This is a genomic window from Stenotrophomonas sp. Sm10 (genome assembly GCF_030985515.1).
Lineage (GTDB): Bacteria > Pseudomonadota > Gammaproteobacteria > Xanthomonadales > Xanthomonadaceae > Stenotrophomonas > Stenotrophomonas hibiscicola.
In genome coordinates this window covers 22,526-36,118 of the sequence record NZ_JAPTFO010000011.1, presented here as the reverse complement: position 1 = coordinate 36,118, position 13,593 = coordinate 22,526, and the positions used below count along the sequence as shown (strand labels likewise).

12 protein-coding genes are annotated in these 13,593 nt (G+C 66.2%); 7 read left to right on the top strand and 5 right to left on the bottom strand.

The features are described from left to right. Positions 1 to 651: 651 nt before the first annotated feature. On the bottom strand, positions 652 to 1,131 hold the full coding sequence (locus tag O0J15_RS05075; RefSeq protein ID WP_308305195.1) for a GNAT family N-acetyltransferase: 480 nt from the start codon (positions 1,129 to 1,131) through the stop codon (positions 652 to 654). Between the two features lie 133 nt (positions 1,132 to 1,264). On the opposite strand from O0J15_RS05075, the gene O0J15_RS05070 reads away from it, so the two are divergent. Next, the gene (locus O0J15_RS05070; protein ID WP_308305194.1) at positions 1,265 to 3,460 is read left to right on the top strand and encodes a hypothetical protein; all 2,196 of its coding nucleotides are present in this window, start codon (positions 1,265 to 1,267) and stop codon (positions 3,458 to 3,460) included. Positions 3,461 to 3,528: 68 nt separating this feature from the next. After that, on the top strand, positions 3,529 to 4,014 hold the full coding sequence (locus tag O0J15_RS05065; protein ID WP_026346980.1) for a TspO/MBR family protein: 486 nt from the start codon (positions 3,529 to 3,531) through the stop codon (positions 4,012 to 4,014). 10 nt (positions 4,015 to 4,024) lie between these two features. Here O0J15_RS05065 and O0J15_RS05060 read toward each other — a convergent pair whose 3' ends face one another. Further along, on the bottom strand, positions 4,025 to 4,318 hold the full coding sequence (locus tag O0J15_RS05060; protein ID WP_031269080.1) for a hypothetical protein: 294 nt from the start codon (positions 4,316 to 4,318) through the stop codon (positions 4,025 to 4,027). Between the two features lie 248 nt (positions 4,319 to 4,566). Here O0J15_RS05060 and O0J15_RS05055 point away from each other — a divergent pair, with 248 nt between their 5' ends. From O0J15_RS05055 to O0J15_RS05045, 3 genes are read left to right on the top strand one after another with little or no spacing between them, the layout of a single operon-like run. After that, on the top strand, positions 4,567 to 6,804 hold the full coding sequence (locus tag O0J15_RS05055) for an ATP-binding protein (RefSeq protein WP_308305193.1): 2,238 nt from the start codon (positions 4,567 to 4,569) through the stop codon (positions 6,802 to 6,804). Beyond that, positions 6,801 to 7,268 (top strand): response regulator, encoded by a 468-nt coding sequence (locus O0J15_RS05050; RefSeq protein WP_019659676.1) that lies wholly within the window; start codon positions 6,801 to 6,803, stop codon positions 7,266 to 7,268. Before O0J15_RS05055 ends, O0J15_RS05050 begins: the two co-directional genes overlap by 4 nt. Then, positions 7,261 to 9,660 (top strand): hybrid sensor histidine kinase/response regulator, encoded by a 2,400-nt coding sequence (locus O0J15_RS05045; RefSeq protein ID WP_155029523.1) that lies wholly within the window; start codon positions 7,261 to 7,263, stop codon positions 9,658 to 9,660. The genes O0J15_RS05050 and O0J15_RS05045 overlap by 8 nt, the downstream gene beginning before the upstream one ends. Positions 9,661 to 9,662: 2 nt before the next feature. Here the strand turns inward: O0J15_RS05045 and O0J15_RS05040 are convergent, their stop codons facing one another. From O0J15_RS05040 to O0J15_RS05030, 3 genes are read right to left on the bottom strand one after another with little or no spacing between them, the layout of a single operon-like run. Continuing rightward, positions 9,663 to 10,355 carry an oxidoreductase gene (locus O0J15_RS05040; RefSeq protein WP_155030433.1) on the bottom strand — a complete coding sequence of 231 codons (693 nt, stop codon included), beginning with the start codon at positions 10,353 to 10,355 and terminating at the stop codon, positions 9,663 to 9,665. A gap of 11 nt (positions 10,356 to 10,366) precedes the next feature. After that, positions 10,367 to 11,041 (bottom strand): ChrR family anti-sigma-E factor, encoded by a 675-nt coding sequence (locus O0J15_RS05035; protein ID WP_155029522.1) that lies wholly within the window; start codon positions 11,039 to 11,041, stop codon positions 10,367 to 10,369. Beyond that, positions 11,038 to 11,661, bottom strand: a complete 624-nt coding sequence (locus O0J15_RS05030) for a sigma-70 family RNA polymerase sigma factor (protein WP_058981669.1) — start codon at positions 11,659 to 11,661, stop codon at positions 11,038 to 11,040. The genes O0J15_RS05035 and O0J15_RS05030 overlap by 4 nt, the downstream gene beginning before the upstream one ends. Before the next feature lie 131 nt (positions 11,662 to 11,792). Here O0J15_RS05030 and O0J15_RS05025 point away from each other — a divergent pair, with 131 nt between their 5' ends. Together O0J15_RS05025 and O0J15_RS05020 are read left to right on the top strand one after the other, a co-directional pair. Next, on the top strand, positions 11,793 to 12,560 hold the full coding sequence (locus O0J15_RS05025; RefSeq protein WP_308305192.1) for a hypothetical protein: 768 nt from the start codon (positions 11,793 to 11,795) through the stop codon (positions 12,558 to 12,560). A gap of 81 nt (positions 12,561 to 12,641) precedes the next feature. Continuing rightward, on the top strand, positions 12,642 to 13,592 hold the full coding sequence (locus O0J15_RS05020) for an acyl-CoA desaturase (protein ID WP_010485789.1): 951 nt from the start codon (positions 12,642 to 12,644) through the stop codon (positions 13,590 to 13,592). The last annotated feature ends 1 nt before the right edge of the window (position 13,593 follow it).

Genomic DNA, 13,593 nt, shown 5'->3' with positions numbered 1-13,593 from the left:
CGAATTAGGGGCGCCTTGATGGAAGTTCCACCAAATGTGTGGCGACTTTTCGTAGCAAATGGGGCGACTTTCCGTAGTAGGTGGGGCAACTTCTCCCCGTCAATCAATGTCGATCAGCCATTGCCACGCGGACCCAACAAAGGCCCAGATCCGGCGGACACGTAATTTCGCATAATGTATATTATGTTCATTGCGCCATTGCCCGATCCAGGCTTCACCAGTCACGCTCCTGATCCACTCCAGGCGCCGGCCTGATTGTCAGTGATTCGATCACTGCCAACCGCCCTTTGGGCTTCCCTCAACCTCTGCAGGAATGCCAAAGGATCTTGCGGATCTGACAGTGGCCGGTAAAGACGGCTTTGCGGGCGTAGTTTTGCCGCTGATCTTGCCGTGGCTGCACGCCAGCCTGGCAAGAGCGCTTTCGCCGATTCGGCACCAACGACCGAGGCCTCAGGAGCGCGTTCTGGTACCCCAGCCGTAGCCACTCACTGGTCGTGACGCGTCACGCTATTCGGCTCGTTCCATGCCGGCGAGCTCCATGCCATCTAGGCGCGGGCCCGCGTCGATGCGCTGAGGATGAGGGACATCCTTAGGAACTGTGCAGCCAGCCTCGGCTGGATATCGCCGGCCACGTGCGACCAACGCATCGCATCACAGGAACCTGTGCATCACAAAGACATCCACCAAACCCAGCGTCCCATGCCGGAACGCCTTCGGCAGCGTTCCCACCACATCGAACCCCAGCTTCCGATACAGCGCCACCGCTGGGCGATTGGTACTGACTACGTAATTGAACTGCATGGCCAGGAATCCTTCCGCCCTCGCCCGCTCCAGGCTGTGTTCCACCAGGGCCCGGCCCACACCTTGCCCTTGTGCCGGCGCATCCACCACATACGTGGCGCTGGCCACATGCGCCCCAAGGTCAGGGAAATTCGGGCCCATCTTGTACATGCCCACAACCCGGCCCTCCAGCACAGCTACATGAGGTGCCTGGGCCTGGAACCAATGCGCGCGAAACGTCTCGACTCCAAAAGAGCCGGCAAAGGGCAGCGCATCCTGCGCCGCAATGGCCGCCTTGAACATGCCCCACATCGCGTCGAAATCGCCTGCACGGGCGGGCCGGATCTCCATGCGTCTCCTGCAGATCTGTGGTCGTGACCAGGCTGGACACTACCAGAATCCGGCACCTGCCCCGTAGCCGCTTCACGCGCCACCGCCATCGGCTCCGCAATAGTTGTGGGAATTCCGGCCCTCAGAGCAGTAGATGCCTCCTGTTTCCGTGCACATCCCGCACCGGCTTCGACGGTGGCGCGTTCCTGCCTACGTCCTGCTGGGCGTCTACCTGCTGTACCTGCTGGCCGGCAACATCTTCCTCAATACCCCGTTGTTCGATCAGGTCACCAACCGCAAGCCGCACAAGTTCGTGATGACCACCGGCCCGGCCATCACGCTGCTGCCCGGTCATGTCATCGCCTGGAACGTGCACATGCGCGGCCACGTGAACCACACGGTCTACGCGCTGCATGCCGAGCGCGCCAGCGCCCGGTTGGCGGTGCTGCCCCTGTTCCAGCGCGAGGTGCGGGTTCCGCGCTTGCAGGCGACAGGGGTTTCCGCCGAGATCAGCCGCGTCGAAGAAGCCATCCCGCCACCGCCGCGCAGTGACCGCGGCTGGACGCTCCGTTTCGACGCCATCCACAGCGACAGCATCCGCAGCGCACGCTTTGGCAAGCTGCTGATCATCGGCAAGGGCCACGGCACGGTGGGCTTCCTCAAGCAGCTACGCGGCGGGCCGTCGGAGCTCTTCGAATCCGAGGTGGCGTTCAGCGATGCGGACACCAGTTTTGACGGCGTGCAGCTGTTGGGCGACATGGATCTCACCGCGCGCTTCAGCTATCCGCGCCACTATCGGGACCAGGCGCCCGGTCTGGCCAAGTTGAAGTTGCTGCATGCCCAGCTCGAGGTCGACGCCCGCAGCCAGGGCCTGCGCATGGACACGGATGCCACAACGCCGAAGATCTCCAGCGCGCCAGTGCCCGGACGCCTGCAGCTGGCGCTGCACCTGATTGACGGCCAGCTGCAGCCCGGGGACCGCGCCATCTGGCAGGTGCCGCTCTACCTGGGTGATGGTGCCCCCAATCGCGGCGTGCTGGCCCTGCAGCTCAATGTGTCCAACGACCTGCGCCTGCAGGCCCGCCTGCCGCCCAAGCCCGGCTCAGGCAGTGAAGTGGATGCGGATCTGCGCGTCCGTGGCCGGGACGTCCCCTTCCAGCAGCCCGCCCAGCTGCTGGAACGCAGCTCTGGTACCGTGCGCGCCGAATGGACGTTCGCTTCGCTCAACTGGATCCCTGCCCTGTTCGTCCGCAAGCCGTGGCTGCAGCTGGACGGCGGCGGCACGCTGAAGGCGGACCTGCGCGTGCGCAACGGCGAACTGATCGAAGGCAGCACCGTGGACATTCCGGCCGCCGAAGCCGTGGCCGAAGTCGCCGGCGTACGCCTGGCCGGCACGGCCAGCGCCCATGGCGAACTGAAGGCCGGCAGCCCCAGCCAGGCACAGCTGGCTGTCCGGCTGCCACGATTCACTGCACGGCCAACCGATGCCAAGGATGTGCGCCTGTTCGACGGCCGTGATCTGGCCCTGGACCTGAGCGGCGACGGTCGCCTGCAGGAGCTACGCAAGGGTGTCCGCGCGCACCTCCGATTCAGCCAGGCAACCATTCCCGACCTGGCCGCCTACAACCGTTACCTCGGCTCGCCGCAGGTGCGGCTGCTCCGTGGCACCGGCAGCCTGAGCGGCGATGCCACGCTCGACACCGATGGACGCGTCGGTCATGGCACGGCCCGGCTGTTTGCGCGCAACGCCAGTGCCAAGGTGGCGGGACTGGAAATGGGCGGCGATATCGGCGTGAACGCGACCCTGCGCCGCGGTGACTTCAATGAACGTCATTTCGATCTGTCCGGCACCACCGTGGAGCTGCGCAATGTGCAGGTGGCCGGTACAGAGCGCCCAAGTGCATGGAAGGGCCGCGTGGCCTTCAAGCGTGGCCGCATCGATGCGCAGTCGCCCTTCCAGGTCGATGCCACCACGGATCTGGATCTCAGCGACGCCCGTCCGTTGCTTGCACTGTTCGCAGAGCGCACCGACTACCCGCGCTGGACCTTGTCGCTGCTGGATTCCGGACAGGTACAGGCACAGGCAACGCTGCGCTGGCGCCCAGGCCATCTGGTCATCGATGGACTGCAGGCCGAGAACGATCGCCTGTCGGTACGCGCGCGGCTGGATCTGCTCGACCAGCGCAAGCGCGGGGACCTGTATCTGCGCTGGGGGCTGCTGGGTGCGGGCATCGAGCTGGACGGTGACCAGCGCCAGTGGCACCTGGCCAAGGCACGCGAGTGGTTTGATCAGCGGCCTTCCCTGCTGCCAGCGAGCCAGGGAACGGGCGCCGCAGGTTCATCGGACTGAAGGCTGGCGGCCTGCATCCATTTGCGGCCTCAGTGCGTAGACGGAATCAAGCGCATCATGGAGCTGCTATGAAGCGGAGTTCACAGGTTTTCGGGCTTCTGGGATGGATGGCGATCACCTTCATCGCGGCCACTCTGGGGGCGTGGGCGTCGGCATCCGCGGCAAGCTTCTACACCACCCTCGCCCTTCCCCCGTGGGCACCACCGGCCAGTGTCTTCGGTCCGGTGTGGACCTTGCTCTACGCCATGATGGCCATTGCCGCCTGGCTGGTCTGGCGCGAACGCGGCTGGCGTGGAGCACGACCGGCGCTGATGCTCTACCTGGTGCAGCTTGCCGTCAATGCGCTGTGGAGCTGGCTGTTCTTCGGCTGGAAGCTGGGCGCCTTGGCCTTCGCCGACATTCTTGTATTGATTGCGCTGGTATGCGCAACAACCGTCGCGTTTGCGCGCGTCCGTCCGATTGCGGCGGCGCTACTGCTTCCCTATCTGGCCTGGATCTCGTTCGCTTCAGCGCTCAACTTCGCGGTATGGCGAGCCAATCCCGGGCTGCTGTGACCTCTGCCGGTCACGCCTGGGCCGCGGCCTGCCGGTGCCAGCTCCGCAGCAGGGCCGGCTTGAAGGCCTGCTGTCCGCAGCCGGTGGGGCATCGCACCACCCGCGCCGCAGTATGGCTGACCAGGCCCTGCCCTTCCTCTGCCTTGAAGATCGTCTCGCAGGACAGGCAACGGGCCACCAGCGAGTACAGATGCAGCAACCGGCCACTGGCAGGGTCCTGCAGCGCATCCACATCCAGCAGTTCGAACTGGCAGCTGTCAGGCAGCATGCGATACGGGGGCAAGGGCACGGTCTGCAGATTCACGGGGCGGTCGCTAGGGAAGTGGACCCACCCTAGGCAATGACCTGTCGAGCTGATGTGCAGCGCAGATGTACTCTTCGCGAAAACTGCAAGTGTTCGACCTGGTCTTTACATGAAGAATTCAGCTTGGACAGAAACACGCTTCACACGCACACACTGGTAGGCGGATGCACGATTTTGCTTCACCATTGATGGATACGGATGTATCACTGGGCTATCCAGCCATCCACGAACCATGAGCCCTGCCCTTGATGCCTTCTGCTGAATCCGCGCACGACACCGCCTCGTCCAGCTGCGCGCGCGAACCGATCCATACCCCCGGCGCGATCCAGCCGTACGGTGTGCTTCTGGTCGTTGAGCCGCAGTCCCTGCAGGTGCTCGAGCGCGCCATCAGCCATCCGGGGCTGCTGCAGCAGTTCGGCGAGCCGTTGGCGCAGCATGTCAGCAAGGTGCTTGGCGGTGCGCTGGCGCCGTTCCAGGCGTTGTTCCAGCAGGCGACGGTCGGCAGCAGCGCGCATGTCGGTGCCGTGCATCTGGATGGCCATGGCCGCCATCAACTGCTGCTGCACCGCTCCGCCACCGATCTGCTGGTCGAGCTGGAAGCGCCGGTTCCCGGCCAGCCCGGCTCGCTGGAAGAACTGTATCCGGCCATCCGCGAGCTGATGGCCGGGATCGAGTCGGCCGGCACCGTGGAAGACCTCTGCCAGCTGGCTGCCGCGCACATGCGCCGGCTGACCGGCTTTGACCGCACCCTGGTCTATCAGTTCGATGCCGGCTGGAATGGCATCGTGGTGGCCGAGGATGGCAACGGCCTGTTGCCGTCCTACCTTGACCTGCGCTTCCCCGAATCGGACATTCCTGCGCAGGCCCGCGAACTCTACCGCCGCAACCGGGTGCGCCTGATCGCGGACAACAACTACACCCCCGCGCCGTTGATGCGGGCCGACGACCATCGCGACGCACCAGCCACCGACCTGAGCCTGGCCGTGCTGCGCAGCGTCTCGCCGGTCCACCTGCAGTACATGCGCAACATGGGGACCGGCGCATCGATGTCGGTATCGCTGGTGCATGAAGGCCGCTTGTGGGGGCTGGTGTCTTGCCACACCGTGCAGCCACGGCGCCTGCCCTACCACGTGCGTACCGCCTGCGAGCTCATGGGCCAGATCCTGTCGCTGCAGATCGCGTTGAAGGAGCGGGCGCGTGCGGTCGAAGAGCGCGTCGCGCGGCGCTCGATACTGGTCAAGCTGCTGGGTCGCATGGCCGGCGACGAGGACTTCATGGCGGCCCTGCGCCAGGACGAGGCCAGCCTGCTGTCGCTGACCGGCGCGGCCGGCGCGGCGATCGTTCACAAAGGCGATTGCCTGCGTGTTGGCCAGTGCCCTTCCGCCAGCGACGTGCTGGCCCTGGCGAACTGGTTGGCCGCGCAGCAGGCCGGTCAGGAAACCTACTGCACCGATCACCTGGCAGCCGACTGGTCGCCTGCCGCGCACCTGGCCGATGTGGCCAGCGGCCTGCTGGCGGTGTCCATTTCGCAGTTGCATGACAGTTATTTGATGTGGTTCCGGCCGGAAGTGGTGCGTACCGTGCGCTGGGGTGGCGATCCCCGCAAGGAAGCCGCACCGGGCGTTGCGCTGTCCCCGCGCAACTCGTTCGAGGCCTGGAAGGAGACCGTGCAGCAGCGCAGCCTGCCGTGGAGCGACGCTGACTGCGAAGCGGCACACGAAATGCGCACGGCCATCGTCGATATCGTGTTGCGCAAGGCCGAGGAAATGGCCGAACTGAACGAGCAGCTGCTCCGCAGCAACAAGGAACTGGAAGCCTTCTCCTATTCGGTCAGCCACGACTTGCGCGCTCCCTTCCGTCACATTGTCGGCTATTCCGAGCTGCTGGGCAGCTCGGCGGGCGAACGCCTGAACGATACCGAGCGCCGCTTCCTGGACACGATCGTGGAATCGGCCAAGTCCGCCGGCACGCTGGTGGATGACCTGCTCAGCTTCTCGCAGATGGGACGCTCCACGCTGGGGCGTGTGCGGCTGGACATGACCGCGCTGGCCGAGGATGTGCGCCGGAGCCTGGCCCTGGACTACACCGGCCGCGACGTGCAGTGGACGCTCGCACCGCTGCCGGAGGTTGAAGCCGATCCGACGATGCTGCGCCTGGTCTGGCAGAACCTGCTGGCCAACGCGATCAAGTTCACCCGCGAGCGCGAACATGCAGTGATCGAGGTTGGTCACGAGCGAAACGACGAGGAAGACCACTTCTTCGTGCGCGACAACGGCTGCGGCTTCGACATGCGCTACGTGGACAAGCTGTTCGGCGTGTTCCAGCGCCTGCACCACGTCGAAGAGTTCGAAGGCACCGGCATCGGCCTGGCCAATGTCCGCCGCATCATCGGCCGCCATGGCGGCCGTACCTGGGCCGTGGGCGAGCCCGGCAAGGGCGCGACCATTCACTTCACCCTACCCCGCTCCACAGGAGAACACCCATGAGGGACCTGCGGCCGATCCTCCTGGTAGAGGACAGCCCCAAGGATGCAGAGCTGACGATGGCCGCGCTTGAGCGCTGCCAGCTGTTGAACGATGTCATCCATGTACGCGACGGCGCCGAAGCGCTGGATTACCTGCGCTGCGAAGGCAAGTTCGCCGGTGCCATGCACGGCGGCCCGGTGGTCGTGCTGCTGGACCTGAAGCTGCCCAAAGTCAATGGCTTGGAGGTACTGGAGCAGGTCCGTGGCGACCCGTACCTGAGCAGCACCCCGGTTGTGATGCTGACCTCTTCGCGCGAGGAGCAGGATCTGGTGCGCAGTTACGAACTGGGCGTCAACGCATTCGTGGTCAAGCCGGTCGACTTCAAGGAGTTCTTTGACGCCATCCAAGGACTGGGCATGTTCTGGGGCATCACCAACCAGCCACCACCGCACCGGCCCAGCGGCTCGGGGCAGCACAATGCGTGATGGATCGCGCCGCAGCGAGCGCCTGCGCATCCTCATGCTGGAGGACAGCGCGCTTGATGCGGAGCTGATCACCGCACAGCTGCGGCGTGCCGGCCTGGAGTTCGAGGTCGAGCGCCTGTGGACGCGCAATGCGTTCATCGAGGCCATCGACAACCGTGCGTTCGACGTGATCCTGGCCGACCATGTGCTGCCCGGATTCGATGGCGATGCGGCCCTCGCGCTGGCGCGCGAGCGGATTCCACAGACCCCTTTCATCTTCGTCTCCGGCACACTGACGGAAGAGCTGGCCGTACAGGCGCTGACCCGTGGCGCGCGCGATTACGTCGTCAAGCAGCGCCTGCAACGCCTGCCGGATGCGATCCGCCGCGCTCGCCAGGAAGCCCATGAACGCGCCCAGCTGATGCATGCCCAGGCGGCGCTGAACGAGAGCCAGGCGCAGCTGCAGCAGGTCACCGATGCCGTACCCGCGCTGATTGCCCAGCTCGACAACGCGCATCGCTACCGGTTCGCCAACAAGGCGTTCCTGGACTGGCATGGATTCAGCCTGGCCGAGCTGCTGGGCCGGACCGCGCGGGATGTCAGCGGCATCTCCGCTTTCGAACACGCCTTGCCCAGCCTTGAACGGGTACTGCAGGGCGAACGCACGAGCTTCCAGGTCGAGCTCGTCCATCGCAGTGGCGAGTCGCGTTTCGTACAGATGGAATGCGTGCCGGAGCATGCCGCCGATGGCAGCGTGGCCGGCTACATCTGCCTGGGCAGCGACATCTCGCTGCTGAAGCAGGCCGAGCTGGCCCTGCGTGAGGACAACCAGCTGCTCGAGCAGCAGGTGCAGGCGCGCACGGCCGAGCTGCGCGCCAGCAAGCGCCGCCTGCAGGCGATCTTCGAGTCCAGCTTCCAGCATCAGGTGCTGCTGGATCTGCGCGGATGCGTGGTCGATGCCAATGACGCTTCCTTGGCCGCTGTACTTGCAGACAAGAAGGACATTGTTGGCCAGCACTTCGCCGAATCGGTCTGGTTCGCCACCACCGAGGGCATGGGCGCAGCGATCGACCGCGCCGTCGGAGACGCAGCGCAGGGCCGCAGTTCACTGCATGCGCTGGAGCTGGAGCTCCCGACCGGCCGCCGCAGCTTCGACTTCTCGTTCCGTCCGCTGCTCGACGCCGAAGGGGCGGTCACCGCCGTTGTCTCCGAGGCCGTCGAAACCACCGCACGCCTGCAGGCCGAGCACGCGCTGCGCCAGTCACAGAAGATCGAGGCGGTCGGTCAGCTCACCGGCGGCATCGCGCATGATTTCAACAACATCCTGACCGTCATTTCCGGCAATGTCGAGCACGCCATGCTGCTCAGTGAAAGGGCTGGCGAGGCCGGTGCGCTGGTGGGCCGTGCGCTGGACAATGCGCTGAAGGGGGTGGGCCGTGCCGCCAGCCTGACCCAGCGCCTGCTGGCGTTTGCCCGCCGCCAGCCGCTGCGCAGCCAGGCCGCTGACCTCAATGTCCGCCTGCTGGACATGCACGACATGCTGCAGCGTGCACTGGGTGAACTGGTGCAGCTGGAGATCCGCAGCGCGGAGGACATCTGGTGCGTGGAGATCGACATCAGCCAACTGGAGGCCTCCGTACTGAACCTGGCGGTCAACGCCCGCGATGCGATGCCGCATGGCGGGCGGCTGGTGATTGAAGTCGACAACAGCCATCTGGACCACGACTATGCCGCGCTGTTCCCGGATGCAACGCCGGGCGAGTACGTGATGCTGCGGGTGCGCGACAACGGCCACGGCATGGATGCGGCGACGCTCGCCCGGGTCTTCGAACCCTTCTTCACCACCAAGCAGGTTGGCCGTGGCACCGGCCTGGGCCTGTCGATGGTGCACGGGTTCGTCAAGCAGTCAGGCGGCCACGTGCTGATCGATTCGGTGGAAGGCGGCGGCACCAGCATCACCATGATGTTCCCGCGTTCACTGCTGCCGTTGCCCAGCGAGGCGCGCACTCCGCAGACCGGCCTGGCAGGCTATTCGCCGCGCGAGGAAACCATCCTGGTGACCGAGGACAACGACGATGTCCGCGCCCACACGGTGGATGCACTGCGGCTGCTGGGCTACCGGGTATTGGAAGCCCACGACGGCCCTTCCGCACTGCGGCTGCTGGAACGCCCGGATACCAGGGTGGACCTGCTGTTCTCGGACGTGGTGATGCCCGGCATGTCGGGCTGGGAGCTGGTGCGGGAAGTCCGTGAACGCTGGCCGGAGGTCGCCGTGCTGTTCACGTCGGGCTATCCCCGTGACCACGACCAGGTGGGCAGCCAAGGGCGGGCCGTTGCGCTGCTGCCAAAGCCGTTCACCCGAAGTGATCTGGCGACGGCCGTGCGCACCGCGCTGGAGGCAGCGCCACACTGAGGTCAGGACGCCGGATCGCGCCCGCCGGCCGCGATCCGGTTGATGTCCGCGCACTCCACCGTCGCCGGTGGATGCTCCCTGACGGCCAAGGCAATCATCGCTTGGCCCAGTGCCAGGTTGCTCGTCACCAACGAAGGTGCAACCGCACCGGCCAGTTTCATCAATGGCGCACCGCCCCAGTAAAGGGGCTTCAACAGGGCATGACGGGTGCCGGTGCCCGGGACCGGCCTGACACCGCCCGGGCGCAGCATCACGGTGCGCACCGGCAGGCTCTGCAATGCGACTTCGGTCTCGCCCTTGATCCTCAACGGCATCAGCCGGCTCCGAGGGTCCGCGCCGGCACCGGATACATACAGAAAGCACCCTTCGGGATTCGCAGCCGCCCAGGCAAGGGCCACCGCCTGAGTGGTGTCCAGGGTCACGCGTCGGTACTCGGCCTCTGCCGTTCCAACCGGTGGCGCCCCGGCACAGTAGAAGCAGGCATCGAACCCGGCCAGTTCATCCGACCGGTCCTGGATACGCAGGAAGTCCGGAACGATCAGTTCGCTGCCGGCGCCGCTCAGACTTCCCGGATGGCGGACCAGCGCTGTCAGGCCGGACACCTGTGGTGAGCGTCGGCAGGCCAGCGCCACACCTTGCCCGACCAGGCCTGCGGCACCGGTCAACAGAATCCGTAATGCGCCCGTCCCGGCCATCGTCATCCCCGCTAGAGTTTCACGAAACGCTGGATCTTCCGCGCCAGCCAGCCACTGAACACCAGCGGCGCATCCAGCGCTGACACGCAGATGCAGGGGACACCGGGCGCGGTCACCGGTTGATGCTCCACGTCTTCGTCCAGATCTGCCACGTCACCCGGTGCGAACAACCCCAGCGCATCATTGTACGAACCCCGCAGGATCTGGGTCAGTTCGCTGCGGCCATGGCTGTGCATGGGCAGGCACTTGCCCGGGGCAATCTTCAGCATGATCAGCGAGGGCATCTGCTCGGCACGGATGCAATGCACGCCGGGCGCCATCCAGCGCCAACGCAGCTCGCTGAGCGATGCGCCGAAGTACGGGTGCAGTGATGCAGGAAGGTGGTCGGGGTCGGCCTCGGGCCGCTCCCTCGGCACAGGGCGCCTGGTTCCGGCGATGGCGCTCGGCGCCTCCGAGGCCAGCTGCATCAGCATGGCCTCGCGCAACTGCTCGCGACGCCCGTCGGCAGCGGGCGGTTGGGTCTGCTCCAGCAACACCGAGCCGATTGCCTCGGCATCGCGCAGGCGCTGGCGGCAGTGGGGGCACTGCTCGAGGTGGGCACCGGCCACGATGCTCAACGGCGCCGGCAGCGCGCCGGCGGCATAGCTCATCAGCGTGGATTCGTGCAGGTGGTGGTGCGGATTCACAGCGCACCTCCCACTTTGGCCTGCAGTTGCAGGAACGCACGTCGCAGGTGTGACTTTACCGTCCCCAGCGGCATGCCCAGCGCCTGGGCAATCTCACTGTGGCTCTTCGCCTCGAAATAGGACATCCGCACCAGCCTCGCCTGCACGGCGGGCAGCTCGTTGATGCGCTGGCGAAGGCGCGCCTGGTCGGCGAACTGCTCGGCACTGCTGCGCTCGATCACGTCCACGGCCGCGGCGTCTTCCACCGCTGCCTGCACCTGCATCCAGCTGCGCTCGCGACGGATGCGGTCGATCTGCAGGTTTCGCGCGATCCGGTACAGCCAGGTACTCAGCGCGCCCTGGGCCGCATCATACTCGGCCGCCCGCAACCACAGGCGCAGCAGGCACTCCTGCGCCATTTCCTCGGCCACGGCGTCGGGTGCCCCCAGGCCACGCAGATACACGCACAGCCGCGGCATGAAGTAGTCATAGATCCGCATGAAGCAGTCGCGGTCGCGCAGCCGCGCCACACTGTCCATGTCATCGGCCCAGTTCGTCGGCTCGCTGCTCGGCTGCTGGGAACTGGACACGGTGCGTGCGGTATCGAAGTTGAGGAGGGTGCTGGCGGCGTCAGGGTACATCTGCGTGAGCGGCGGGCAGGTGAAGGTCTGTCCTCTCTACGCGCAGGGGTGGCCATTGGATGCAGCAGGCACTGCGCATCCAAGCAGCCACGGCCACCGTATGACCTGAGCCTCCCTACCGGACGAATACCATGCGCACTGCCTGGCTGCTGCTATGCCTGCCCCATGCCGCGCTGGCGGCGCCCTGGCTGCGCAACGAGGGCGTGGCCACCTCGGCGCAGGGCGACCTGCTCTATCGTGAAGTGCACTGGCGGCGCGGCCCATCGGAGGGTGCCGAACGCTGGGTGCTCTATCAGTGCCCGGATGGCCGCCCCTTCGCCCGCAAGCATCTGCCGGCCAGCGCCCGCCCGCAGGCCCGGGGTTATTCGCTGCAGGACAGCCGTAGCGGGCAAACCGCTGAAGTCGACGCCAGTGGCGAGTCGGTGTTGATCGCCTGGAAAGAAGATGCCGCCAGCGAGCTGCGTCAGCGTCGGCTTGAGCTGGCACCGGATGCGGTGATCGACACGGGCTTCGACGCCGCGGTGCGCCAGCATTGGCCAGCGCTGCTGCGAGGTGAACGCATCAGCCTGCCCTTCCTGGTGCCGGGGCGGCAGCGCTTCTTCCCGGTGCAGGTGCGGCGTACCGGCCCTGTTCGCTGGCAGGGCATCGACGCCCAGGCCATCGAGGCCAGTCTGGACACGTGGTACGGCGGCATCGCGCCGCGCCTGTCGCTGGTCTATGCCAGCGCCGACCGCCGCCTGCTGGAGTTCCGCGGCACCAGCAACCTGCGCGATGCCCGCGGCACCTACCCACAGGTCACGGTGCGCTTCAGCTCGCCGGTTGCCGAGCGGTCCGCCAGCGAATGGCAACAGGCCTGGACGCAACCCCTGGTGGGGCGCTGCAGCGTGATGCCCAAGTGAAGCCGAAATTCTCCACCGCCGGCCGCATCCATTGCGCGCACTGCTGCGTAGAGGAAGACACGACACCCGCCGAGATCCGCCATGGCCTCTGTAGCGCCCCTCCCCCGCCGACCTTGGCGCCTGCTGCGCACCCTGAAGCGCTGGGTCGACACCGGCAGCGCTGCAGACCACGCCGCTGGCGAGCCCGGACGCATCGACTGGCTGCGCGCCGTACCGTTCGCGTTGATGCACCTGGCCTGCATCGCGGTGATCTGGGTAGGTATCTCGTGGACCGCCGTGATCGTCGCCGCAGCCCTCTACGCAGTGCGCATGTTTGCGATCACCGCCTTTTACCACCGCTACTTCTCGCACCGGACGTTCCAGGCATCGCGAACGGTGCAGTTCGTGTTCGCGGTGATCGGCGCGTCCAGCGTGCAACGTGGGCCGCTGTGGTGGGCCGCCCACCATCGCCATCACCATCGGCATGCCGACCAACCGCTGGACCCGCACTCGCCGCGCGAAGGCGGCTTCTGGCGCAGCCACATGGGCTGGTTCCTGACCCGTGAGGCATTCGCCACGGATCTATCGCGCGTGCCTGACCTGGCGCGCTTCCCCGAGCTGCGCTGGCTGGACCGCTTTGATACGGCGGTACCGGTACTGCTGGCTGCTGCGCTGTACGCACTCGGCGCCGGCCTGGAGCGCTGGGCGCCCGGGCTGCACACCTCTGGCCCGCAGTTGCTGGTGTGGGGCTTCTTCATTTCCACCGTGGTGTTGTTCCACGCCACCGTTACCATCAACTCACTCGCCCATCGTTTTGGCCGGCGGCGCTTCGAGACCCGTGACGACAGCCGCAACAACCTCTGGCTGGCGCTGCTTACCTTCGGCGAAGGCTGGCACAACAACCACCATTTCTTTCCTGGCACCGTCCGCCAGGGGTTCCGCTGGTGGGAGATCGACCTGACCTGGTACGGGCTGCGCGCAATGGCGGCCTTCGGCCTGGTGAGGGGGCTCAAGCCCATCCCCGAGTGGGTACTGGCCAAGGCGAGGTACTGAA